19 protein-coding genes and 1 pseudogene are annotated in these 25,091 nt (G+C 63.7%); 15 read left to right on the top strand and 5 right to left on the bottom strand.

Annotated elements, in window-relative coordinates:
* Positions 1-6: 6 nt before the first annotated feature.
* Entirely contained in the window at positions 7-1,089 is a 1,083-nt protein-coding gene (locus BLS91_RS09120) for a LacI family DNA-binding transcriptional regulator (protein WP_092340407.1), read from the bottom strand.
* Positions 1,090-1,398: 309 nt separating this feature from the next.
* On the opposite strand from BLS91_RS09120, the pseudogene BLS91_RS09115 reads away from it, so the two are divergent.
* The 4 genes and pseudogenes from BLS91_RS09115 to BLS91_RS09100 all read left to right on the top strand — a co-directional run bounded on the left by BLS91_RS09115 (position 1,399) and on the right by BLS91_RS09100 (position 6,974).
* A pseudogene (locus tag BLS91_RS09115) lies at positions 1,399-2,719 on the top strand (ABC transporter substrate-binding protein).
* Between the two features lie 151 nt (positions 2,720-2,870).
* Complete coding sequence (locus BLS91_RS09110) at positions 2,871-4,004, top strand: carbohydrate ABC transporter permease (protein WP_092340406.1); 1,134 nt, start codon at positions 2,871-2,873, stop codon at positions 4,002-4,004.
* Positions 4,001-4,975, top strand: a complete 975-nt coding sequence (locus BLS91_RS09105) for a carbohydrate ABC transporter permease (protein WP_092340405.1) — start codon at positions 4,001-4,003, stop codon at positions 4,973-4,975. The genes BLS91_RS09110 and BLS91_RS09105 overlap by 4 nt, the downstream gene beginning before the upstream one ends.
* Positions 4,976-5,066: 91 nt before the next feature.
* On the top strand, positions 5,067-6,974 hold the full coding sequence (locus BLS91_RS09100) for an ABC transporter ATP-binding protein (protein WP_420838499.1): 1,908 nt from the start codon (positions 5,067-5,069) through the stop codon (positions 6,972-6,974).
* A gap of 94 nt (positions 6,975-7,068) precedes the next feature.
* Here BLS91_RS09100 and BLS91_RS09095 read toward each other — a convergent pair whose 3' ends face one another.
* Together BLS91_RS09095 and BLS91_RS09090 are read right to left on the bottom strand one after the other, a co-directional pair.
* Positions 7,069-7,773 carry a DUF305 domain-containing protein gene (locus BLS91_RS09095; RefSeq protein ID WP_241983164.1) on the bottom strand — a complete coding sequence of 235 codons (705 nt, stop codon included), beginning with the start codon at positions 7,771-7,773 and terminating at the stop codon, positions 7,069-7,071.
* A gap of 13 nt (positions 7,774-7,786) precedes the next feature.
* The gene (locus tag BLS91_RS09090) at positions 7,787-8,467 is read right to left on the bottom strand and encodes a DUF3105 domain-containing protein (RefSeq protein ID WP_092340402.1); all 681 of its coding nucleotides are present in this window, start codon (positions 8,465-8,467) and stop codon (positions 7,787-7,789) included.
* A gap of 270 nt (positions 8,468-8,737) precedes the next feature.
* Between BLS91_RS09090 and BLS91_RS09085 the strand changes: the two genes are divergently transcribed.
* Entirely contained in the window at positions 8,738-10,102 is a 1,365-nt protein-coding gene (locus tag BLS91_RS09085) for a cystathionine beta-synthase (RefSeq protein ID WP_092340401.1), read from the top strand.
* A 20-nt stretch (positions 10,103-10,122) separates the two neighbouring features.
* On the top strand, positions 10,123-11,262 hold the full coding sequence (locus tag BLS91_RS09080) for a cystathionine gamma-synthase (RefSeq protein WP_092340400.1): 1,140 nt from the start codon (positions 10,123-10,125) through the stop codon (positions 11,260-11,262).
* A 48-nt stretch (positions 11,263-11,310) separates the two neighbouring features.
* On the opposite strand, the gene BLS91_RS09075 is transcribed toward BLS91_RS09080, so the two are convergent.
* Together BLS91_RS09075 and BLS91_RS09070 are read right to left on the bottom strand one after the other, a co-directional pair.
* Positions 11,311-12,129 (bottom strand): shikimate 5-dehydrogenase, encoded by an 819-nt coding sequence (locus BLS91_RS09075; RefSeq protein ID WP_092340399.1) that lies wholly within the window; start codon positions 12,127-12,129, stop codon positions 11,311-11,313.
* Positions 12,130-12,287: 158 nt separating this feature from the next.
* The gene (locus BLS91_RS09070; protein WP_092340398.1) at positions 12,288-13,154 is read right to left on the bottom strand and encodes a DeoR/GlpR family DNA-binding transcription regulator; all 867 of its coding nucleotides are present in this window, start codon (positions 13,152-13,154) and stop codon (positions 12,288-12,290) included.
* A gap of 86 nt (positions 13,155-13,240) precedes the next feature.
* On the opposite strand from BLS91_RS09070, the gene galT reads away from it, so the two are divergent.
* From galT to mmsB, 9 genes are all read left to right on the top strand, one after another.
* Positions 13,241-14,446 carry a galactose-1-phosphate uridylyltransferase gene (gene galT, locus BLS91_RS09065; RefSeq protein ID WP_092340397.1) on the top strand — a complete coding sequence of 402 codons (1,206 nt, stop codon included), beginning with the start codon at positions 13,241-13,243 and terminating at the stop codon, positions 14,444-14,446.
* The gene (galK, locus tag BLS91_RS09060) at positions 14,439-15,599 is read left to right on the top strand and encodes a galactokinase (protein WP_092340396.1); all 1,161 of its coding nucleotides are present in this window, start codon (positions 14,439-14,441) and stop codon (positions 15,597-15,599) included. Before galT ends, galK begins: the two co-directional genes overlap by 8 nt.
* 133 nt (positions 15,600-15,732) lie before the next feature.
* On the top strand, positions 15,733-16,758 hold the full coding sequence (locus BLS91_RS09055; RefSeq protein WP_092340395.1) for a LacI family DNA-binding transcriptional regulator: 1,026 nt from the start codon (positions 15,733-15,735) through the stop codon (positions 16,756-16,758).
* A 269-nt stretch (positions 16,759-17,027) separates the two neighbouring features.
* On the top strand, positions 17,028-18,716 hold the full coding sequence (gene araB / locus BLS91_RS09050) for a ribulokinase (RefSeq protein WP_092340394.1): 1,689 nt from the start codon (positions 17,028-17,030) through the stop codon (positions 18,714-18,716).
* Positions 18,713-19,423 (top strand): L-ribulose-5-phosphate 4-epimerase, encoded by a 711-nt coding sequence (locus BLS91_RS09045; protein ID WP_092340393.1) that lies wholly within the window; start codon positions 18,713-18,715, stop codon positions 19,421-19,423. Before araB ends, BLS91_RS09045 begins: the two co-directional genes overlap by 4 nt.
* The gene (gene araA, locus BLS91_RS09040) at positions 19,423-20,940 is read left to right on the top strand and encodes an L-arabinose isomerase (RefSeq protein WP_092340392.1); all 1,518 of its coding nucleotides are present in this window, start codon (positions 19,423-19,425) and stop codon (positions 20,938-20,940) included. Before BLS91_RS09045 ends, araA begins: the two co-directional genes overlap by 1 nt.
* 80 nt (positions 20,941-21,020) lie before the next feature.
* A complete protein-coding gene (chvE, locus tag BLS91_RS09035; RefSeq protein ID WP_092340391.1) occupies positions 21,021-22,145 on the top strand; it encodes a multiple monosaccharide ABC transporter substrate-binding protein in 1,125 nt (374 codons plus the stop codon).
* Positions 22,146-22,204: 59 nt separating this feature from the next.
* A complete protein-coding gene (gene mmsA, locus BLS91_RS09030; protein ID WP_420838498.1) occupies positions 22,205-23,761 on the top strand; it encodes a multiple monosaccharide ABC transporter ATP-binding protein in 1,557 nt (518 codons plus the stop codon).
* Entirely contained in the window at positions 23,761-24,942 is a 1,182-nt protein-coding gene (gene mmsB, locus BLS91_RS09025; RefSeq protein WP_092340389.1) for a multiple monosaccharide ABC transporter permease, read from the top strand. Before mmsA ends, mmsB begins: the two co-directional genes overlap by 1 nt.
* Positions 24,943-25,091 lie beyond the last annotated feature (149 nt).

Here is a 25,091-nt window from a genome sequence, read left to right as displayed (position 1 = left end):
CCCGGCCTAGGACCCGTGCGTCACCCTGGCCCGCGGCGCGCTCGTGCTGGATCGAATCACCAGGTTGGTCGCCAGAACGATGGAGTCGCTCGTACCGTCGGTGTCAGTCTGGTCGGGGGCTGTGCTCTCTCGGCGGGTATGGAGTTTCGTGCCGTCCTTGGTGGCGAGTTCGGCGAGGAGGGTGCGCACGGCGAGTCCACCCTGGGCGCGCGGATGCTGCGCGAGGGTGGTCAGGCGGAACATCTCGGCATACGGGTGGCCGTCGATCCCGATGACGCTGAGCTCGGTGGGCACCCGGATGCCCAACTCGCGCGCCGCCAGAATGAGCCCGAACGCAATCTCGTCACTCGCCGCGAAGATCGCGGTGGGGCGACGGCGCGGATCGCCGAGAATGGCCAGGCCGCGCTCGTAGCCGCCCGGCATGGTGAACTCGGCCGAGTAGAAGCATCCGCTCACCGATAGCCCGGCGGCCATCATCGCCGCCTGGAATCCGCGCAGGCGATTGCTGTGCACGTGAAAGTCCATCTCATCGACCTGGCTGCCGCCCACGTGCACGATGTCACGGTGGCCCAGGCTGAGCAGGTGTTCGGTGGCCAGACGGGCAGCCGCAACGTCGTCGATCTCGATCGTGGTGGTGCCGCGGATCGGCCCGCCGATGCCGACCAGCGGCCGGCCGAGCCGGTGCAGGTGCTCAACCTCGCGCTCGCTGAGGGCGACGCCGACCGAGATGATGCCATCGAAGCGCTTGCGGGCCAGAAAGAAGTCGAATACTCGGTCGCGCTCGAGGGACTCGGGCGGCAGGTTGTACAGCGTCATGTCGTAGCCCTGGTCGAGCAGAGCCTGCTCCACGCTTTCGAGCACCTCGCCGAAGAACCACCGGCTGATGAAGGGGATGATCACGCCGACGCTTTGAGTGCGGCCGGTTACCAGGCTGGCCGCGTTGGGTGAAGCGACGTAACCAATCTCCTGCGCGGCCGCAACGACCTTGGCGCGGGTCTCGGTCGACACGTAACCCCGGCCGCTGAGCGCTCGGCTGGCCGTGGCTTTGGCCACGCCGGCGAGGCGCGCTACATCGCCGATTGCACTCATGGGGCCTCCATCCTTGGGGACTATGCGTTCAGACTAGCCTGCTCTGGAGCAACATGGAACCGGTTCCATGAAGCCTCTTGATTTTGTGGTCAATTCGTCATTAGAATCTCGTACCCGGTGACGGAGGCTTCGATATCTTTGCCATTCCGTTACATTTGCGGGCTTGCTATCCCCAAACGGGTGACGTACTTTATGGTCTGGAACCGGTTCCCGATCTGTGGCTACGGGAACGTTACGGGTAGCTGATCCACCGAGTTCACCACCGTTTAGCACCACACGACCCGGCACCACTCAATGAGGAGAAACAAGATGCGGCCTTCCCTGCACCGTCGATTTACAGCACCGATCGCCATGGCGGCGATTGCTGGTCTAGCCCTGGCCGGTTGTTCCGGCGGTCCCGGTACTACCGCCTCCACGTCGGGAGCTAAGGGCGATGGCGTCGTCACCGTCTACGGCACGATCGCCGACACCGAAGCTTAGCTCCTGGAAAAGTCCTGGGCCGGGTGGGAGAAAGACAATAACATCGACATTCAATACGAATCGTCGAAGGAATTCGAATCGCAGATCTCCATTCGCGCCCAGGGCGGTAACGCTCCCGACATTGCGATCTTCCCGCAGCCCGGGCTCATGAAAGACCTCGCGTCGCGCAAATTCCTCAAGGCGGCACCCGACGCGGTTGCGGCCAACGTTGACAAGAACTGGTCCGCTGACTGGAAGGCCTACGGCACGTCGGACGGCACCCTCTATGGGGCTCCGCTCATGGCGAGCGTCAAGGGCTTCATCTGGTATTCACCGGCGAAATTCAAGGAGTGGGGCGTTGAAGTTCCCACCACCTGGGACGAACTGCTCGCTCTCACCAAGACCATCCAGGAAAAGACCGGTACGACTCCCTGGTGCGCCGGCTTCGGCTCCGGTGACGCCACCGGCTGGCCCGGCACCGACTGGGTCGAAGACCTCGTGCTGCGCCAGGCCGGCGCCGAGACCTACGACAAATGGGTCGCCAACAAGATCCCCTTCACCGACCCGGCCATCAAAAAAGGCCTTTGACTCCGTCGGTGAAATTCTGCTCAACCCCAAGTACGTCAACGCCGCCTTTGGCGACGTCAAGTCGATCAACAGCACCCCGTTCGGAGATGTGGCCACCCCCATCTCCAACGGCACCTGTGCACTGACCCACCAGGCCTCTTTCTTCGATGGATTCATCAAGGATGCCGGCGGAACAGTCGGACCGGACGCCGACGTCTGGGCCTTCATCACTCCCTCGGTCAAGGCCGGTGGCCAGGCAGTCACCGGTGGCGGCGAGATTGTCGGCGCTTTCTCGGATGACGCTGACACTCAGAAGGTGCTGGAATACCTCTCGAGCGCTGACTGGGCTAACAGCCGGGTCGGTCTCGGCGGCGTGATCAGCGCGAACAAGGGCCTCGACGCTTCCAAGGCAACGAGCCCCATTCTGCAAGAAGCCATCACTATCCTGCAGGACCCGAAAACCACCTTCCGCTTCGACGGTTCCGACCTGATGCCGGGCGCTGTGGGATCGGGAACCTTCTGGAAGGGCATAGTCAGTTGGATCAACGGCACACCGACCGACGAGGTGCTCACGAGCATCGAAGCGGGCTGGCCGTCTAAATAACTGAGGCAGCCATCACTCAGGCATGAAAACGGTGTGCCGTCCGCTTCGAATACCGGGCGGCACATCGTGCGTGGCAGGTGTGCGTTATCGATACGTTTTCATCGGTTGCCAGCGAATACCAGGGTTTACTGTCGTACTCGAAAGGTTTCAGATGTCCGCTTTCTTCTCCTGGCTGGCGCAGTTACCCGCACTGGCGCAAGTCCCCATCGTCATCCTGGCTTTCAGCGTCGTGGTCGGCGCCATCCTCTTCTTCGTCGAGATTGCCCCACGCTCCGGCCGCCTGTACACGATCATCCGCCTCGCCGTCTGCGTGCTCGCACCATTGCTGATCCTGCTCATTGCCAACTCGTATACCTGGGCGATCATCGGCGCCGGTGTGCTCGGCCTCGGCTTCTTCTACATCGACTACCGCGCGCGCAAGGGTGCTGGCTACCTGTTTCAGCTGGTCGGTTTTCTCGCCCCGGCCGTTATCCTGCTCGGCATCGGCCTGGTCATTCCGACCATTCAGACCACGGTGCAGGCCTTCATGAGCGCTCGCGGTGACCGGTTTGTTGGCCTCGACAACTTCGCCTGGATCTTCACCCAGCCCGAGAACGTGCGCATCGTGCTCAACACCATTGTCTGGGTGTTGATCGTTCCGACCATCTCGACCATCGCCGGCCTCGCGTACGCGGTGTTCATCGACAAGAGCCGCGGTGAGAAGTACTTCAAGATTCTGGTCTTCATGCCGATGGCCATCTCCCTGGTGGGAGCATCCATTATTTGGCGTTTCGTCTACACGGCCCGCCCGGCCGACCAGGAGCAGATCGGCCTGCTGAACCAGCTCGTGGTCATGTTCGGCGGGCAGCCGGTCGACTTTCTCTCGGTATCCCCGTTCAATACCCTGTTTCTCATCGTGATTCTGATCTGGGTGCAGACCGGGTTCGCCATGGTGGTGCTGTCTGCCGCCATCAAAGGCGTGCCGACCGAGCAGATGGAGGCGGCCGAACTCGACGGCACCAACGCCTGGGAGCAGTTCGTGAACGTGACCGTCCCCGGCATCCGCAGCGCCCTCGTGGTCGTTCTGACGACTATCTCCATCGTGTCGCTCAAGGTCTTCGACATTGTGCGCACCACCACCGCCGGGTCCAACGAGACCAGCGTCGTCGCCAACGAAATGTACACCCAGTTCAAGAATTTCGAGCAGGGCCGCTCAGCCGCCTTCGCCCTGGTGCTGTTCCTGCTGGTACTGCCGATCGTCGTCTACAACGCCCGCCAGATCAAGAAGCAGAGGGAAATCCGATGAGCTCCGTCATGCCCGTAAGACTTCCCGTAGACGCCCAGACCACACGGCGACTCCGACGCGGCGTTCGCCGGATGGAGTCGCCCATCGCCCGCAACACCAAGAAACGGCTGACCAGCCGCGGAGCGACCATTGGGGCGCTCATCATCGCGGTGCTGTGGTCGATCCCCACCCTGGGCCTGCTGGTGTCGTCCTTCCGGCCGGCGCAGCAGGTGCGCACCACCGGTTGGTGGACCATTTTCACCAACACCGGGGTCACCTTCGACAACTACACGACGGCTCTGGCCGCGGGCAACAGCCAGCTGAACCTGGCCGGGGCATTCATTAACTCGATCGCGATCACCCTGCCGGCCACGCTCATCCCGTTGATGATTGCCAGCCTCGCCGCCTACGCCTTCGCCTGGATTGACTTTCGGGGCAAGAATGCCATGTTCATTGGTGTTTTTGCGTTGCAGATCGTGCCGATTCAGATGGCCCTCGTGCCGCTGCTGCAATTCTTCTCCGGCGGCACTGTTTTTGGCTTCCCGGTCGTCGCGGCACTCAACCCCGGCAGCGGCTATTCGCAGGTATGGATCGCGCACACCATGTTCGCTCTTCCCCTGGCCATCTACCTGCTGCACAACTTCGTCTCGGAGATACCGAGCGAGGTCATTGAAGCGGCCAGGGTTGACGGCGCCGGCCACGGGCAGATCTTCTTTCGCATCGTGTTGCCGCTGACCATGCCCGCCATCGCGTCGATCGCCATCTTCCAGTTTCTCTGGGTCTGGAACGACCTCCTGGTGGCGCTGATCTTCGCCGACGGCGCGGTCGCTCCCATGACCAAGCTGCTCGCCGAACTCTCCGGTGCCCGCGGGCAGGACTGGCATCTGCTCACGGCCGGCGCGTTCCTCTCGATTCTGGTGCCGCTGATCGTGTTCTTCTCGCTGCAACGCTTCTTCGTGCGCGGCCTGCTCGCCGGTTCTACCAAGGGTTAGCAGGCGGATTTTCGAGAGAACGGATGCTCGTGGCCGGCCCGACCACGGGCATCCGTTCTGCCGGGTCAGCGGCGACGTTTAGAGTGAATGCATGAGTGGAATGCACGGCGCCCCTGGCCACGGCCCGCGGCAGCAGGCGGGCGTCGAACGCCCGCGCAAACGGGTCAGCGGAGCGGATGCTGCGGCGCAGCGCGCAGAGAACGCGCTCGCCCCGCGCATCCCGCACCTGCTCGCTCGAATCGGCGCACTGTTCGCCCCGCACCGCAGCACGCTCATCGTCACCGTCGTGCTGGTTCTGGTCAGTGCCGCGCTGTCGGTCGTGCCGCCGCTGCTCACGCAGCGCGCCTTCGACGACGGGCTGTTTCCGCCCGCCGCCCCCCCCAACCTATCGGTGCTCGGGGTTCTCGTGGCCCTCATGCTCGGTGTTTTTCTGGTCAATGCGCTGCTTGGCGTCTGGCAGACCTGGCTCACCGCGAGCGTCGGCAACAAGGTCATGGGCGCCCTGCGCGTGCGGCTGTTCACGCACCTGCAGGCGATGGAGCTGAGCTTCTTCACGAAGACCAAGACCGGCGTGATTCAGTCTCGGCTGCAGAACGATGTCGGCGGTGTCGCGACGGTACTGACCAACACAATTTCCAGCATCCTGGGTAACACAGTCACGGTTATCGCGGCCTTCGTGGCGATGCTGCTGCTCAACTGGCAGCTGACCATCGTGGCCGTCGTGCTCATGCCGATTCTGGTATTCGCCCAGCGCCGCGTCGGCCAGGTGCGCGCGCGCATCGCCGGCAAGACGCAGGAATCGCTGTCGGACATGACCGCCATCACGCAGGAGACCCTGAGCGTGTCGGGCATTTTGCTGTCGAAAAGTTTCACCCGGCAGCAGAACGAGATCGATCGGTATGCCGAAGAGAACCGCAACCAGGTGCGGCTGCAGGTGAGCCAGCAGATGAGCGGCCAGTGGTTCTTCGCCACGGTGAGCGTGTTCCTGTCGGCTATTCCGGCGATCGTGTACCTTGTGGCCGGTGCCCTCATGTTCAACGGCACCACGGACGTCACGCCGGGCACGATCGTGGCGTTCACCACCGTGCAGGCTCGGCTCATTTTTCCGCTACTCGGCCTGATGCGCGTTGCGCTCGACCTGCAGACCTCGTCGGCGCTGTTCGCGCGCATCTTTGAATACCTCGACCTGAAGCCGGCGATCAGCGACAAGCCGGATGCAGCACTGGTGCCGTCTGTCGGTTCTGAGCGCGGGCGGGTCGAGTTCGACCGGGTGCGCTTCAACTATCCGGATGCCGGTCGTGACGCCCGCCCGACCCTCGACGACGTGTCCCTCACGATCGAGCCGGGGCAGTTCGCCGCCTTCGTCGGACCGTCCGGCGCCGGCAAGACCACGGTGTCCTACCTAATTCCGCGCTTCTATGAGGTGTCGGCCGGCCGAGTGCTGTTCTCCGGCCTCGACGTGCGTGACCTGCAGCAGCAATCGCTCGTCTCGCACATCGGCATCGTGAGCCAGGAGACCTACCTGTTCCACGCGACGATCGCCGAGAACCTGCGCTACGCCAAGCCGGAGGCGACGGATGCCGAGCTGGTCGCGGCCGCGCGCGCCGCGAACATCCACGACACGATCGACTCGTTCCCCGAGAAGTACGACACCATGGTGGGGGAGCGCGGCTACCGACTGTCCGGCGGTGAGAAACAGCGCATCGCTATTGCCCGGGTGCTGCTGAAGGACCCGCCCGTGCTCATCCTCGACGAGGCCACGAGCGCGCTCGACTCCATCTCCGAGAGCGTGGTGCAGGCTGCCCTCGACACGGCCAGCCACGGCCGCACGACCATCGCGATCGCCCACCGCCTGTCGACCATCGTCGATGCCGACGTGATCTTCGTCGTCGATGCCGGCCGCATCGTGGAGCGCGGCACCCACGCCGAACTGCTCGCCCAAGGCGCGGTCTACGCCTCCCTCTACGCCCGCCAAATCACGTCGAGCCCCGTCCTCTAACCGGACGGGGCCCAGGCCCCGTCCACGGGCCCAGTTTATAAACTGGGCCCGTGGCCATAGGGTGGGCCCGGCGCGAAAATGCCCAGCGGACAGGCTACGAGCGGGCGGCGAGCATGCTGGTCATGAGGTCGATCTCGAACTTCTGGCTCAGCACGACGGCGGTCGCGAAGGCCCGCACGGTCGCGTTGGTGCTTCGGTCGAGCACCGCGTCGGCCATCTCGATGGCACCACGGTGGTGAGCGATCATGATGACCAGAAACTGTCGTTCCGCTTCCACACCGGATGCCGCGGTGAGCGCCGCAATCTGCGCCGGCGTCGCCAGCCCCGGCATCGGTTCTCCCGCCACGTGCGCGGCGTCGGATCCAGCAGTATGGGATCCGTCGTGCGACTCCCCAGCCAGGGTCGGCCGTGTCATCCAGGTCATCGAGGGTTCGGGGGAGAACTGCGGCAGGCCCCAGACAGCGAGCCACCCGGCCATCTGCCCGCTCTGCTTGGCCTGCGTCGTGGCGATGTCGTAGGCGAGCAGCCGCACCGGTGCATCCTCGGTGCGATCGCGAATGATCAGGGCGAGTTCGACGCCCTGGTCGTGATGCACCTGCATGTCCCGGGCGAAGCCCGCCTCGGCGCTCGTCGTGTCCGGCGTGGCGTCCGCGATTGTGCTGAGCCGCCCCGCCGAGAAGGCTGCGGCGCCCACGACGAGCGCTGTGACGACCACCGTGACGACCATGAAAAGTGTGCGACGCCGGCGTGAGGGATGAACATCCGCTGTGCTGGCGGACGGCGGATTGTCAGCGGTCACGGGGTCGTGCGTTCTAGGAGACCTTGCCGGGGGCGTCGATCGCGCCCGAGCACGGAGCGCCGTCTTCGGGCACGTTGACGCTCTTCCAGAATTCGCTGAAGAAGTCGGCAATACGGGCATCGCCGGCGCTGTCCACCTGAAGCTGCGCGTTCCAGCCGCTGAGCACGATCGGTGCCGGAATTCCTTCGAAGGGAGAGAGCACGACGTAGGTCGAGGGCAGTTCGGCCTTCAGCGTGGCGAGCTCGGCATCGGAGATCGACGGGTCGTAGGTGACCCAAATGGCGCCGTGCTCGAGCGAGTGCACGGCGTTCTCGTTGGGAACGACCTGATCGTAGACTCCGCAGTTGAGCCAGGCCGAGGCGTGCTCGCCGCCGGCGGGGGGTGTCTGCTCGTAGGTGACGGCAGTTTCCACGTGACCGGCCGTGTTGGTGAAGGTTTCAACGCCCTCGATCGTCGACGCATCGCCGGCGCCGCCGCCCGCATAGTTGGCCGCTTTCGGGGTGAGCACGAAGGCCGTGACGATGAGTGCGATGATCGCGACCACGGCCACCGCGCCGCCGACGATGCCAATCAGACGGTTACGCTTGCCGCGCTTTTGCTGGCGGTGATACTCCTCCAGCTTTTTCGTGCGCTTTGCGGCGCGTTCCTGCTTGAGCGACGCTTGGTTTACGGGGGAACCGGGCTGGGGGGTCACGAGGGCCTCTCTGTTGGAGCTACTTCCATTCGAACGTAACAGTCGCCCCTGTGGCTTCCCCCGATGCCGCTCTCACAGTTCTTTGTCAGGCTGGTCGGCGGCTCTCGGCGCCCGATAGACTGGGAGGGTGCCCGTTCATTCGCCGTGTTGCTGCTGTCGCTAGCCGACCCTCCACGAACCCGTTCGGCCGCCGTTCGGTGTGCATCCCCGAGGCCGCGCCTGTTTGAACGCGCGCGGCTCGACCCTGCTGCTTGACCAAAGGAATTCCCCATGAAAATCGCAGACACCGTCCTTGACCTCATCGGTGACACCCCGTTGGTTAAACTCCACAAGGTCACCGCCGGACTGACCGCGACGGTGCTCGTGAAACTCGAATACCTGAACCCGGGCGGCTCGGCCAAAGACCGCATCGCCGTGCGCATCATCGACGCCGCCGAGCGCGAGGGCCTTCTGAAACCCGGCGGCACGATCGTCGAACCCACGTCGGGCAACACCGGAGTGGGCCTGGCCCTGGTGGCTCAGCAGCGCGGCTACAAGTGCGTGTTCGTGCTGCCCGACAAGGTCGGCGAGGACAAACGCAACGTGCTCACGGCGTACGGCGCCGAGATCGTGGTGACGCCGACATCCGTTGCCCCCGAAGACCCCGAGTCGTACTACAGCGTCTCCGACCGGCTGGCCCGGGATATTCCGGGCGCGTTCAAGCCCAATCAGTACTTCAACCCGAACGGCCCGCTCAGTCACTACGAGAAGACCGGCCCTGAGATCTGGCGTGACACCGACGGCACGGTCACCCACTTCGTTGCCGGCGTCGGCACCGGCGGCACCATCACCGGAACCGGTCGCTACCTGCGCGAGGTGTCGAATGACGCCGTACGCATCATCGGCGCCGACCCTGAGGGCTCGGTTTACTCCGGCGGCACCGGCCGCCCCTACCTGGTCGAGGGTGTCGGTGAAGACTTCTGGCCGGGCGCCTACGACCCCACGGTCGTGCATGAGGTGATCGCCGTCTCCGACGCCGACTCCTTCGCCATGACCCGCAGGCTCGCCCTCGAAGAGGGAATCCTCGTCGGCGGTTCAAGCGGCATGGCCGTCGTGGCCGCCCTACGCGCCGCCGAGAAGCTCGGCCAAGGCGACACGATCGTGGTGCTGCTGCCCGACGGCGGTCGCGGCTACCTCGGCAAAATCTTCAACGATGGGTGGATGCGCAGCTACGGTTTCAGCAACGCCCCCGCCGGTCACACCGTCGCCAATTTGCTCGAATCGAAGACCGGGAGCCTGCCGGACCTGGTCTATGTGCACCCGAGCGACACCGTGCACGATGCGATCGAAACCATGACCAGTCAGGGTGTGTCGCAGCTGCTCGTGCTGAGCGCCAAGCCGCCCGTCGTGATGGGCGAGGTACTCGGAGCGGTCGACGAACGCGCCCTGATGGGCCTGGTCTTCTCCGGCGACGCGAAACTCACCGATCGGGTTGGCTCCATCGTCGGCGACGCGCTGCCGCTGATCGGCGTCAACGAGCCGGTCGCCGCCGCGCGCGCCGCCTTCGCCGAGCACGATGCGCTGCTCGTCACCGACGGCGGCAAGCCGCTCGGCGTCATCACCCGGCACGACCTGCTCAGCTACCTGAGCGTCTAATTTCTACAGAGGGAGTAATCATGAACTTCGACACGATCGCCATCCACGCCGGTCAGGAATTCGACCCGACCACCGGCGCCGTCATTCCGCCGATCTACCAGACCTCCACCTACGTGCAGGACGGCATCGGCAACCTGCGCGGCGGCTACGAGTACAGCCGCGGCGGCAACCCCACGCGCACCGTGCTCGAATCGCTCCTCGCAGCGCTGGAAGGCGGCAAGCACGGACTGTCCTTTGCCAGCGGACTCGCCGCCGAAGACACCATCCTGCGCGCCATCCTGGCACCTGGCGACCACGTCGTGCTCGGCAATGATGTCTACGGCGGAACCCACCGCCTCATCAGCAAGGTGCACGGTGCCTGGGGGGTGCTCAACACCACCGTCGAGATGAGCGACCTCGCGGCGGTCGAGGCGGCCATCCGCCCCGAAACAAAGATCCTCTGGGTGGAGACGCCGAGCAACCCGCTCATGAAGATCAGCGACATTGCGGCGCTCGCCGAGATCGCGCACCGACACGGCGTGGTCGCGATCGTCGACAACACCTTTGCGTCACCGGCGCTGCAGCATCCGCTTGAATTCGGCGCTGACGTGGTGGTGCACTCGACCACGAAATATCTCGGCGGTCACTCCGACGTGCTCGGCGGCGCCCTCATCATCAACGACGACGAGCTCTACGCGAAAGCCCAGTTTCTGCAGTTCGCGGCCGGTCCCGTCTCAGCACCGCTCGACTCCTGGCTCACCGTGCGCGGCATCAAGACGCTCTCGGTGCGCATGGAACGGCACTGCAAGAACGCCCAGACCATCGCCGAATACCTCGACGGCCACCCCGCGATCGCTGCCGTCTATTACCCGGGACTGCCCGGCCACCCCGGCCACGACCTGGCCAAGAAGCAGATGTCCGGCTTCGGCGGCATGATCTCCGTCGCATTCGTTGGTGGCGCGGCCGCCGCGCGCCTGTTCGCCGAGTCGATGCAGCTGTTCCAGCTGGCCGAGTCGCTCGGCGGCGTCGAGTCCCTCGTGAACTATCCCTCGGAAATGACGCACGCCTCGGTGCGCGGCACCGAGCTGGAGGTGCCCGACAACATCGTGCGCCTCTCGGTCGGCATCGAGGACGTCGCCGACCTCATCGCCGACCTCGAGGCCGCCCTGCCGCGCGCCTGACCCCGCCTGCTTTTGGGACGGGGCCCGGGCCCGTCCCGAAAACGGGGGTCAGGGTTGGCGGGAGAAGGCGGAGGCTTGACGCACCTGGTCGGGGGTGGGGCGGATGCCGGTGTATAGGTAAAACTGCTCCTCGGCCTGCAACGCCACCACCTCGGCGCCGGTGATGACCGGTTTGCCGAGCTTTCGCGCCCCCACGATGAGTGGCGTTTCAGCGGGGGAGGCCACCACGTCGAAGACCACGCTCGCCGCGTCGATCGCCGCGGCTGGGAAGGACGTGTGATCGGCGTCGGCGCCGCCGGCCATACCGACCGGCGTCACATTGACGATCAGGTCGGCGGTGAGCGCGCCCACCTCGGATGCCCACTCATAGCTGTACAGCGCGGCTAGGGCGCGGCCGGTGACCTCGTTGCGCGCCACGATGGTTCCCCGGTCGAAGCCGGCATCGTGCAATGCCGCTGCGACGGCCTTCGCCATGCCGCCGCTTCCGCGCAGAATGACGGAGTATTCGCGCGGCACCTCGTGCTCGGCCAGCAGCCGCTGCACGGCGGAATAGTCGGTGTTGTATGCGGTCAGGTGGCCGCCATCGTTCACGATGGTGTTGACCGAGTTGATGGCTGACGCCGAGGCATCCATGTCGTCGACGAGGGCGATGACGTCTTCCTTGTAGGGCATCGACACCGCACAGCCCCGAATGCCGAGCCCCCGCACACCAGCGATAGCATCGGCCAGGTTGGTTGGAGCGAAGGCCTTGTAGATGAAGTTCAGGCCCAGCTCCTCATAGAGGTAGTTGTGAAACCGGGTGCCCAGGTTGCTCGGCCGGGCCGACAGCGAGATGCACAGGGTCGTGTCCTTGTTCAGAATTGGCATGACTCCAGTGTGACCTGTTTGCGGACCGCGCCGGATCGGTGTCCTTGCCCGGTCGCAACAATCCAACGGCCTGGCAGCCAGGCTTCAGGGGCTACTTAAAGGGCGGGCGTCAGCAGAAGCCGGCCCCGTGAGAAAACTCCCCGCTGGGCGCAACCACGTCAGGAAAGTGTGTGTTGCGGTTGCAACACGGCGAGGCCGGCCTCACGAAAAGGCGCGAGCGCAGCGCTGTCCGCCGCGGTATCCGTGATCAGGGTGTCAAAGGAACGAAGTGGCCCGACCTGGCCGAGGTGTACCTGGCCGAGCTTGGACGCGTCGGCCACGATGATGGAGCGGGTCGTCGCCGCGAGCATGAGCTTCTTGGTGCCCGCCTCGGGCAGGTTGATGTTCGTGACGCCGTGCTCGGCATCTACACCGTTGCAGCCGATGAAGGCTAGGTCGGCGTGTACCTGGCTGAGCACGGAGGAGGCGAGTGGTTCCACGAGCGAGTGCTGACGCGGGCGCAAGGAACCGCCGGTCACGATCACGGTGAAGCGGGGGATGGCTGGCTCCAGCTCGAGTGCGATGCTCAGCCCGTTCGTGATAATCACTACGTCGGTCAATTCTTGGCGGGCCACGAGGGCACGGGCGATCGCGAGGGTGGTCGAGCCAACGTCGAGGATGACGCTCTGCCCGGTTGAGACGAGGCCGGCCGCGAGCGAGCCAATTTGTTGTTTGGGTATGACGGACGAAGCGAGCGCCTGTTCGAAGGAGGACTCGATCATTGGCTGCCCGGAAGAGCCTCGGGCGAGCACTGCCCCGCCGTGTACGCGTTGGACCGCTCCTGCAGTTTCGAGCGCATCGAGATCCGCTCTGGCCGTGACACCGGACACGCCAAAGGTCTCCCGCAATTCGCGAACCTGCACGAAACCGCGTTCGTCGATGAGCCTGTGGATCTGCTCGCGCCTGACGGGCCCCGGTAGCCCGTCGCGGTCGGGTGACGTCGACGGTGCGGTCGTCGGGCTCTGCAAGGGGTCGAGGGAAGCCATGCCTCCATCTTTACTTACTTCGTCATTTCTTTCAATTCGAAAGTCTCTGGTTTCGGAAAGTAAAATCAGATACTGTGGAAACTGCTATGAGACACGCAGACTTCATCGCCGACGCCGGCATCGCTCGACAGCAGCACACCCTGGCCGACGGTCGAGACCTCTTCTACTTCGACGATCCTGACACCACGCTGTCGCCGGATCGGGCCGCCGATGTGCGCGAACTTGATCAGCGCCCCGCCACTGCCAACATGCGGCAGGACCCACTGAGCGCGGAATGGGTGTCGATCGCTGCCGCCCGGCAAAACCGGGTGTTCCTGCCGCCGGCGCACCTTGATCCGCTGGCACCGTCAACCCCGGACAATCCGTCCGAGGTGCCGAGCAACTATGACGTGGCAGTCTTCGAGAACAAGACCCCGTCTTTCGGCCCGCTACTAACGGATGCCGACGCCCCGGCCGGTCTCGCGGATCTCGCCACGATCGGTCTGGGGCGCACCCGCACGTCCGTTGGACGCTGTGAGGTCGTCTGCTTCAGCCCGGAAAACGAGGGATCGTTCGCGAGCCTCTCGGCCACTCGTGCTCGCACGGTGATTGAGGCGTGGGCTGAGCGCACGTATGCACTGTCGAGCCTGCCCGGCATCGAGCAGGTCTTTCCGTTCGAGAATCGCGGCGAGGCGATCGGCGTGACGCTACGGCATCCGCACGGCCAGATCTATGCATATCCCTACGTGACCCCGCGCACGCGGCAGCTGATCGAGTCGCTCGACGTCTATGGGCCGACGTTGTTCGCGGATATCCTGACTCTTGAGCAGGCCGGTGACCGTGTCGTTCTGCAGGGGGCGTATTGGACTGCTTTTGTTCCCTTCGCGGCTCGTTGGCCGATCGAAGTGCATATGCTCCCGAACCGGCACGTGCCTGACTTCGCCGCCACCACCCTCGCAGAGCGCGACGAACTGGCGGTGCTCTACCGGCGCCTCCTGCGTGGAATCGACGCCATCTACTCGACGCCGACCCCGTACATCGGGGCCTGGCACCAGGCACCCGTGCACGTCCGACGCTCGGAGATTCGACTGATGCTGCAGGTGACGAGCCCGCGTCGAGCCGAGGACAAGCTCAAGTACCTCGCCGGGTCGGAAGCCGCGATGGGGGCCTGGATCGGCGACGTCACCCCCGAACAGGCCGCGACCACGATTCGCGAGGCGATCGAGCGGGCCGACGCAGCGGATGCCGCGGCATCCGCTGCCGCTACTCCGCCCGCCCGCACAGCGACCCCGGAGAAGCCCCACCATGACTAACCTGTGCAGCAGTGCGAGAGCAGGATTTGCAGCCCGGTTCGGGCGTGCGCCTGATGGACTCTGGTCGGCCCCCGGTCGGGTCAACCTGATCGGCGAGCACACCGACTACAACGAGGGATTCGTGCTGCCTCTTGCGATCGACCGGCGCACGATTGTTGCTCTCGCTCCGCGCGACGACCGGCTGATGCGAGTCGCAAGTTCCTTCGCTGAACGGACCGTCGAGCTTGGACTGGACGACCTCATCCCGGAGAATCTGGCCGACTGGTCGGCGTACCCGCTCGGCATCGCCTGGGCGCTCGGGCAATTCGGCGCCGATCTCGGCGCGGTGACCGGCTTCGACGCGTACATCGTCTCCGACGTACCGGTCGGTGCCGGCCTGTCATCGTCCGCCGCGATCGAGTGTGCCGTGGCGGTTGCCCTGAATGACCTCTGGCAGCTCGGTCTCGAGCTGCGCACCCTCGCACTGGCCGGGCAGCTTGCCGAAAACCAGGTAGTTGGCGCACCCACGGGCATCATGGACCAGTCTGCGTCGCTGCTCGGCCGCGTCGACGCCGTCGTGTTTTTGGACTGTCGGAGTCTGCACGCCGAGGTCATTCCGTTGGGTTGTGACCCGGCCGGTCTCGACCTGCTGATCATCGACAGCCAGGTGAGCCACGCCCACTCAACCGGCGGCTATGCCTCACGCCGAGCATCCTGCGAGCTGGGCGCGCGACTGATGGGCGTGCCGGCCCTTCGTGATTTGGGGGTCAGTGACCTCGCCAGGGCGGCCGAGTTGCTCGATGACGAGACCTTTCGCCGGGTGCGTCACATCGTGACCGAGAATCAGCGCGTTCTGGAAACAGTGCAGACGCTCCGTGAGCAGGGGCCGACCGCGATCGGTGCGTTGCTGGATGCCTCGCACTTGTCGATGCGGGACGACTTTGAAATCTCGGTTCCCGAACTCGACCTCGCAGTGGAGACCGCGCGCGCGGCCGGTGCGATCGGCGCCCGAATGACCGGCGGCGGGTTTGGCGGGGCCGCGATCGCGCTCATTCCCAGCGGACTGCGCCCCGTCATCGAAGCCGCGGTCGGCGCCGCGTTCACCGCGCGGGGCTACGTCGCCCCGGTCATGTTCGTGGTTCGGGCAGCGGATGGAGCGCACAAAGTGGAGTAGCTGGCGGATCGAGCCACCTTCCGGATAGAGACGTCGGCCGCCAGCTGGCCAGCATGTGACTGTCACATCTGTCGTGCGCCGGGGCATAATAGGGTGGGTCGCAATTGTGACCGTGCACATTCCAACGGGGGTGATGGTGTCCGAGAACCCGCCCACGGGACGCGCCCCGAGCATTCGCGACGTGGCACGCCTAGCCGGGGTCTCGCACCAGACTGTGTCACGCGTACTCAACGCCCACCCCAGCATCCGGGAATCGACCAAACTGCGCGTTCAGCAGGTCATCGACGACCTGCAATACCGACCGAACAGCGCCGCACGGGCTCTGGTCAAGGGGCAGTCCCGCACGATCGGCGTGCTGTCGGCAATGAGCGCGGAATACGGTCCGGCGAGCAGTATTGCGGCGATCCAGGATGCTGCCAGGGAAGCTGGATATTTCGTGAACACAGCCAATATCTCTCGAGGGGAACCCTCGTCGATCCAGGCTGCCGTTGACCACCTGATGGACCAGTCGGTGGAGGGCATCGTCGTCATCGCACCCCAGGTACGGGTCATTGAAGCCATCGAAAAGCTGTCCATCGCCGTGCCGTATGTGACGCTGCAGTCCACCGGTGTTGCAGACAAGCACGCCCTCTCTGTTGACCAGATAGCTGGCGCCCGCCTCGCCACTCGACATCTCATCGACCTCGGACACCGCAACATCTATCACCTCGCTGGACCGCAGGACTGGATCGAGGCGGAGGCGCGCATGCGCGGATTCCTCGAGGAAATGGGGGCGAATGACGTCCCAACCACCGCGCCAATCCTGGGCGACTGGACCGCCGGCTTCGGATACCATGCCGGGCGCGAGCTGCTCCGGGTGCGCGATTTCACTGCCATTTTCTCGTCCAACGACCAGATGGCGCTCGGGCTCATGCACGCTATCCGCGACGCCGGGCTCGATATTCCGCGCGACGTCAGCATCGTCGGATTCGACGACATTCCTGAGGCCGCACACTTCTGGCCGCCACTGACCACCGTGCGCCAGGACTTCGCCGAGCTCGGACGTCGCTGCATCGCCCTGCTCCTGGCCAACATCACCGGTGGCGCGAACGAAGCTTCGTCGAGCCCGCTCATCCCCGAGCTCGTGGTGCGGTCGTCTACGGCCCCGCCCGCGTGGTAGCGGCCAGTCGGACTTCCCTGCGCTAACCAGCCTCGTTTCGGCGTCGTTATCCAAACGAGATAAAAGGGCATTGACAGGCGAATCGAGTCTGGGCCAAAGTGAACTCATCAATGTGACCGTTCACATTTTGATGATGACCTGTGGCAATCCATCGCGACGGGACGTCGCCTTGCGTTCGCACCAGAATCGACAAAGGAGTCAATTTCGTGACCACCGCGCCCCGCCCATCTGCCGGAGAATCGGTCAACCCTGCAGCAAGCGCTGCGGCGGTGGCTGACGCCGAGTCTTACGTCATCGGCGTCGACTTCGGAACTCTCTCCGGCCGGGCCGTGGTCGTACGCGTCTCCGATGGCGTCGAGATTGGCTCCGCCGTCCTGGATTATCCCCACGCGGTCATGGACACGACCCTCGCCGCGACTGGTGAGGCGCTTCCGCCCGAGTGGGCACTTCAAGTACCCGCGGACTACGTGGCCGTGTTGCAGAGTGCGGTTCCGGCCGCCGTCGCAAGCGCTGGCATTGACCCATCTCGCGTCATCGGAATCGGGACCGACTTCACTGCATGCACGATGGTTCCCGTACTCGCCGACGGTACGCCGCTCAACGAGCTCGCCGAATACGCGGGCCGCCCGCACGCGTATGTGAAGCTCTGGCGCCACCACGCGGCACAGGGCCAGGCCGACCGCATCAATGACCTCGCGACCTCGCGCGGTGAGAGCTGGCTGCCGCGTTACGGCGGGCTGATCTCGAGCGAATGGGAATTCGCCAAGGGACTCCAGCTTCTCGAGGAAGACCCCGAGCTCTACAACCGTATGGACCACTGGGTCGAGGCCGCCGACTGGATCGTCTGGCAGCTGACCGGGCGTTACCTGCGCAATGCCTGCACTGCTGGCTACAAAGGCATCCTGCAGGACGGCGAGTACCCGAGCGAGGCCTTCCTCGGCACGCTCAATCCGGCCTTTTCCCGCTTTGCCCTCGACAAAGTGGCGCACGAGATCGGTCAGCTCGGCGCATCCGCTGGCTCGCTGTCGGCCGAGGCCGCAGCCTGGACGGGGCTCCCCGAAGGCATTCACGTGGCAGTCGGCAACGTGGACGCCCACGTGACAGCCCCGGCCGCGCAGGCTGTGAATCCCGGCCAAATGGTGGCCATCATGGGTACCAGCACCTGTCAAGTGATGAACTCCGACCGTCTCGCCGAGGTGCCGGGGATGTGCGGCGTCGTCGACGGCGGCATCATCTCCGGGCTTTACGGCTACGAGGCCGGCCAATCCGGCGTTGGCGACATTTTCGCATGGTACGTCAATAACCAGGTACCGGCGGCATACGTGGAAGAGGCCCGCGCGCTCGGCCGCAGCGTGCATGAGTACCTCACCGAGCTCATCAAAGACCAACCCGTTGGCGGGCACGGGCTCGTGGCGCTCGACTGGCACAGCGGCAACCGCTCAGTACTCGTCGACCACGAACTCTCCGGGCTAGTCATCGGCATGACCCTCACTACCCGGCCCGAAGAGATCTATCGTGCACTGCTGGAAGCAACGGCCTTTGGCACCCGCGCCATCGTGGAAACATTCAACGACAGCCACGTGCCGGTGACCGAGTTCATCGTGGCCGGCGGCCTGTTGAAAAACGCGTTCCTAATGCAGATTTACAGCGATATCCTTCGCATGCCCATCAGCACTATCGCGAGCGATCAGGGCCCCGCGCTTGGCGCGGCTATTCACGCCGCCGTTGCTGCCGGCGCTTACCCCGACGTGCGCGCGGCCGGCGAGAAGATGGGCAAGCTCAACAAAAACGTCTATGTGCCCAACGAGGCGTCTTCGGCGGCGTATGACGAGCTATTCGCGGAATACACGCGGCTGCACGATTATTTTGGTCGCGGCGAAAACGACGTTATGCACCGCCTCAAGGCCCTCAAACGTCGGGCTGCGGTCACCGCACGGGAAGCGTTGGTGTCGGTATGAGTACCTACGGACCCCAGATCGAAGTAGCGATCGCCCGCGTTCGCGCCGAGATCACCCGCCTGCACGCCGAGCTGTTCCGCAATGGACTCGTGGTCTGGACCGGTGGCAACGTTTCCGGCCGTGTGCCGGGCGCGGAGCTCTTCGTGATCAAGCCCAGCGGAGTCGACTATGCCGACCTGGCTCCCGAGAACATGATTCTCTGCGACCTCCAGGGAAATGTCATACCGGGCACGCCCGGCGCCGACCGTTCGCCGTCGAGTGACACCGCGGCGCACGCGTACGTCTATCGGAACATGCCTGACGTTGGGGGCGTCGTGCACACGCATTCCACTTACGCCACGGCCTGGGCCGCCCGTAACGAAGCCATCCCGTGTGTGATCACGGCCATGGCCGATGAATTCGGTGGCCCGATTCCGGTGGGACCGTTCGCGATTATCGGTGATGATTCGATCGGCCGCGGCATCGTGGAGACCCTCGCCGGCCACCGTTCGCGGGCCGTGTTGATGGCTAACCACGGGCCGTTCACGATTGGTAAGGACGCCCGGGACGCAGTGAAGGCCGCCGTGATGGTGGAAGACGTGGCCCGCACGGTGCAGCTCGCCCGAGCGGGCGGCGACCTCGTTCCCATTTCGCAGGATTCCATCGATTCCCTATTTGCCCGATACCAGAACGTCTACGGACAAGCACCGCAGGGAGCACTGAAGTAATGGCATCTCTCACCACGACCCTCGACCAATACGAGGTTTGGTTCCTCACCGGAAGCCAGAACCTGTACGGCGAAGAGACCCTACGCCAGGTGGCCGAGCAATCCCAGCAAATCGCTCGGGCGCTCCACTCATCGACCGCCGTCCCGGTCAATGTGGTCTGGAAGCCGGTGCTAAAAGACTCCGAGTCCATCCGCCGTGCCGCCCTTGATGCCAATGCCGACGACCGCGTTATCGGCCTGATCGCCTGGATGCATACGTTTTCCCCGGCCAAGATGTGGATCGCCGGCCTCGACGCGCTCACCAAGCCCCTGCTGCACCTGCACACGCAGGCGAATGTCGAGTTGCCCTGGGCCGAGATCGATTTTGATTTCATGAACCTCAACCAGGCCGCGCACGGCGACCGTGAGTTCGGCTACATCCAGACTCGTCTCGGCGTGACCCGCAAGACCGTGGTCGGCCACGTGTCCAACCCGGCCGTGTCCGGCAGCATCGGCTCTTGGACCCGCGCCGCGGCTGGCTGGGCAGCCAGCCGCAGCATGAAGCTCGCCCGCTTCGGAGACAACATGCGCTACGTGGCCGTGACCGAGGGCGACAAAACCGAGGCCGAACTGCGCTTCGGCGTGCAGGTCAACACCTGGCCTGTGAACGAGTTGGCCGAGGCCGTGCACTCCGCAACGGATGCCGCCATCGACGTCTTGGTCGCCGAATATGACGACCTGTACGACGTGGTTCCCGAACTGCGCAAGGGCGGCGAACGGCACGAGTCGCTGCGCTACGGCGCCGCGATCGAGCTGGGGCTGAAGAGCTTCCTCGAGGCTGGCGACTTCGCCGCGTTCACCACGAGTTTCGAAGACTTAGGCGCCCTGCGCCAACTGCCCGGCCTTGCCGTTCAGCGCCTGATGGCCCAGGGCTACGGCTTCGGCGCAGAGGGCGACTGGAAGACATCCGTTTTGGTGCGTGTTGCCAATGTGATGGGTTCCGGCCTTCCGGGCGGCGCGAGCCTGATGGAGGACTACACCTACGACCTCACCCCCGGCGCCGAGTTGATTCTCGGTGCTCACATGCTCGAGGTGAGCCCCTCGCTCACCAGCGAACGGCCGACGCTCGAGATCCATCCGCTCGGTATCGGCGGCCGCGAAGACCCCGTGCGCCTGGTCTTCAACACCGACCCCGGCCCCGCCGTGGTTGTGGCGATGAGCGACATGCGCGATCGGTTCCGCCTGGTGGCGAATGTGGTCGAGGTTGTCGAGCCGACAGCCGCGCTGCCGAACCTGCCGGTGGGACGCGCCGTCTGGCGCCCCGAACCCGACTTCGCAACCTCGGCCGCTGCCTGGCTCACCGCCGGCGCCGCCCACCACACCGTGATGTCGACCGCCGTCGGCATCGAGGTTTTCCACGATTTCGCCGAGATAGCTCGAACCGAGCTTCTTGTGATCGATAAGACCACCACCCAGCGGGATTTCACGCGTGAGGTGCGTTGGAACCAAGCCTACTACCGACTGGCGCAAGGCCTGTAGCGGGACCAGCACTACCAGCAATATCTCAATCACCGCCTTGACATCATCGTCGAAAATATAGAAATTCGAAGGGAAACACAGTGAAGACACGAAAGGTCCTTATCGGCATTGCTGCCATTGGACTCGCACTCACGCTCGCGGCCTGCTCGGGAACCCGTGGTGGTTCGACCACCACGACTGACGCTGCGGGAGCCAACAAGGGTGCGCTCATCGGGGTGGCCATGCCAACCAAGACCTCCGAGCGGTGGATCAAAGACGGCGACGCCGTCAAAGCCGACCTGGAGGCGCTCGGTTACAAGGTCGACCTTGAGTACGCGGATGACAAGATCCCCACGCAGGTGCAGCAGATCAGCAACATGCTCACTAAGGGCGCGAAGATCCTCATTATCGCCTCAATCGATGGAACAGCGCTGAGCGACCAGCTTGACCAGGCCGGCAAGTCGGGCGTCAAGGTCATCGCATACGACCGCCTGATTAACGGCAACAAAAACGTCGACTACTACACCACGTTCGACAACTTCAAGGTTGGTGTCGACCAGGCATCCAGCCTGCTCACCGGCCTGGGCATCCTCGATGCTTCCGGTAAGGACACCAGCGAGGCCGGCCCGTTCAATGTTGAGCTGTTCGCCGGAAGCCCCGACGACAACAACGCGACGTTCTTCTTCAACGGCGCGATGGAGACCCTGCAGCCTTACATCGACAAGGGCGTTCTCAACGTCAAGAGTGGCCAGACTGGTTTCACGCAGGTCGCCACGTTGCGTTGGGACCCCTCGACAGCACAGAAACGGATGCAGAACCTCATCGCCAGCACATACTCGGACGGCAGCAAGGTTGACGGTGTGCTGTCCCCGTATGACGGCCTCTCCATCGGCATCATCTCGGCGCTGACAAGCTCGGGTTACTCCGCGGACGCCCTGCCGGTCATCACCGGCCAGGACGCTGAAGCTGCGTCGGTCAAGTCGATCATCTCGGGCCAGCAGTATTCAACGATCTACAAGGACACTCGCCAACTGGGCAAGGAAGCCGTGAAGATGGCCGATGACATCCTGAACGGCAAGATCCCGGAGGTCAACGACACGAAGAGTTATAACAACAAGGTCAAGGACGTCCCGACCTTCCTGTTCCAGCCCACCGTGGTCACCATCGACAACTACAAGGAGGTTCTCGTCGATAGCGGGTACTACACCGAAGCCGACCTGAAGTAAGTCCCCCTCCCCAACAGGTCGTGGCGGTGGGGAACCGCCGCCACGACTACCCCTCAGGCATGAAAGAAGGAGCAACGGTGACAACCAACATTCTCGAGATGCGCGGCATCACGAAGACCTTCCCAGGTGTCAAGGCACTCCAGGATGTCTCCCTCGCGGTCGAACGCGGCCAGATTCATGCTATTTGTGGTGAGAACGGTGCGGGAAAGTCCACCTTGATGAAGGTGCTGAGTGGCGTTTACGCGCACGGCAGTTACGACGGCGAGATCGTTTTCGAGAACGAGACCGTCGAGTTCAAGACCATCAACGAGTCCGAGGCCACGGGCATCGTTATCATCCACCAGGAGCTCGCGCTGAGTCCCTACCTGTCGATCGCCGAGAACATCTACCTCGGCAACGAGCAGCAGACGAATGGCTGGATCGACTGGAATAAGACCAACCGCGAGGCGGCCAAACTCCTCGCCAGAGTGGGGCTGAAAGACAACCCCATCACGAAAGTAACCGACATCGGCGTCGGCAAGCAGCAACTCGTGGAGATCGCGAAGGCGCTCTCCAAGGAGGTGAAGCTGCTCATCCTGGATGAGCCGACCGCCGCTCTCAATGACGAGGACTCAGCGCACCTGCTTGATCTGATCAAGCACCTGAAAGGCCAAGGGATCACCTCGATCATGATCAGCCACAAGCTGAATGAGATTAAGGCAATCGCCGACAAGGTCACGATCATCCGAGATGGCAAGACCATTGAGACCCTCGACATGCACAAGGATGAGATTTCGGAGGAGCGCATCATCAAGGGGATGGTTGGCCGAGACCTGGGGAGTCGGTATCCGGACCACACGCCGCACATCGGCGAAGAGATCCTGCGCGTAGAGGACTGGACTGTCTACCATCCACTGCACCATGATCGTATGGTCGTCAAGGACGCCAATATCCACGTGAAAGCGGGCGAGATTGTAGGCATCGCTGGCCTCATGGGGGCCGGGCGCACCGAGCTGGCGATGAGCGTCTTCGGCCACAGTTACGGGGCCAAAATCTCGGGGAGAGTGTTCAAGAATGGGGTGCTGATCAAGACCAACACGGTCTCGGCGGCCATCGGCCACGGCCTTGCCTATGCCACTGAGGACCGCAAACACTTCGGTCTCAACCTGATCGAAAACATCCAGCGCAATATCTCGCTGGCCGCGCTGCAGAAGCTGGCACGGAGCGGCTGGGTCGATGCGAACCGCGAGTCCACCGTCGCGGAAGGCTTTCTCAAAAGTATGAACATCAAGGCACCGAGCGTGGAAGCAATTACCGGCAAGCTCTCTGGCGGGAATCAGCAAAAGGTCGTGCTCTCGAAGTGGATGTTCTCAGACCCCGACGTGCTCATCCTGGACGAGCCCACCCGTGGTATCGACGTGGGTGCTAAGTACGAAATCTATGGAATCATCAATCGGCTCGCCGATGAGGGGAAGGGGGTCATCGTCATTTCTTCCGAGCTGCCGGAGCTACTCGGTATCTGCGATCGTATTTACACTCTGGCGGAGGGGCGTATCACCGCGGATGTGCCACGCAGCCAGGCCACAGCCGAATATCTCATGCAACGAATGACCCAGGAAAGGGACAAGGAAAGCTGATGACTGTCTTCAGATCCTCACTCGACTATCTCGCCGGACAGCTCCGCCAGATCGGCCTGTTCATCGCTCTGATTGCCATCATCATTTTCTTCCAAGTGGCGACTTCAGGAATTACGCTGAAGCCGATCAACGTGTCGAACCTGATCGTGCAGAACAGCTACATCCTTATCCTCGCGGTCGGTATGGTCATGGTGATCATCGCGGGCCATATCGATTTGTCGGTGGGCTCGGTTGTGGCCTTCGTTGGCGCGATGTCGGGGGTCATGATCACCCAATGGCATATTCCGTGGTGGGGGGCCATCATTCTCTGCCTGATCCTGGGTGCGCTCGTGGGAATGTGGCAGGGGTTCTGGATCGCCTACTTTGGCATACCGGCCTTCATCGTCACCTTGGCCGGCATGCTCACATTCCGTGGTCTCACTCAGATCGCTCTGCAAAACCAGCAAATCTCGCCGTTCCCTGACGAGTTCCGTGCGCTTGGCAGTGGGTTCCTGCCGGACCTCGGGGGCGGAACGAGTCTGCTGGAACCGCTGACAGTGGGGCTGGGATTACTCGCAACCGTCCTGCTGGTGGCTCAGGGCGTGAGATCTCGCATGGCGCGCAGGAAGTACGACGTGGAAGATGAACCGCTAGCGTGGTTCCTGGTCAAGCTCGTGTTCACCGCTGGACTGATCCTATTGATAACGTTCCTGCTCGCCAGCTACCGTGGCACTCCGATCGTGCTCGTCGTGCTCGGCATTCTCACCGTGGGATATTCCGCAGTGATGTCTCGAAGCGTCTTCGGGCGACATGTGTACGCGCTTGGCGGGAACAGGCTCGCGGCGGCCCTCTCGGGTGTAAAGACCAAGCGGGTCACGTTCTTGCTCTTCGTTAACATGGGCGTTATCGCGGCCCTCGCCGGCCTGGTCTTCACCGCACAGCTGAACCTCGCCAATCCCAAGGCCGGTGATGGCTTCGAACTTGATGCAATTGCGGCCGTATTCATCGGTGGCGCGGCGGTTACGGGCGGTATCGGCACGGTGACCGGTGCCATCATCGGTGGCCTGATCATTGGGATCCTGAACAACGGTATGTCGATTCTCGGTGTGGGAACAGAGTTCCAACAGCTCATCAAGGGGCTCGTGCTGTTGGGCGCCGTGGCTTTCGACGTCTACAACAAGCGTCGTTCCGGCAGTCACTGACCGAATTCGACTCACGATAGAGCCCCGACTGTCTTCGGACGTCGGGGCTCTCGTGTGCCTGGGGCCAGCCGATACGACACGCCGCCCGAGATTCCACAGGCAAAATAATGTTCCGGGCGGTGCCTGTGGATAACCCGGTGCAGTTCCGC

This window comes from Cryobacterium flavum, assembly GCF_900103805.1.
GTDB lineage: Bacteria > Actinomycetota > Actinomycetes > Actinomycetales > Microbacteriaceae > Cryobacterium > Cryobacterium flavum.
Note: the sequence above shows the minus strand (reverse complement) of the source record. Positions and strands in the feature narration are given on the sequence as shown.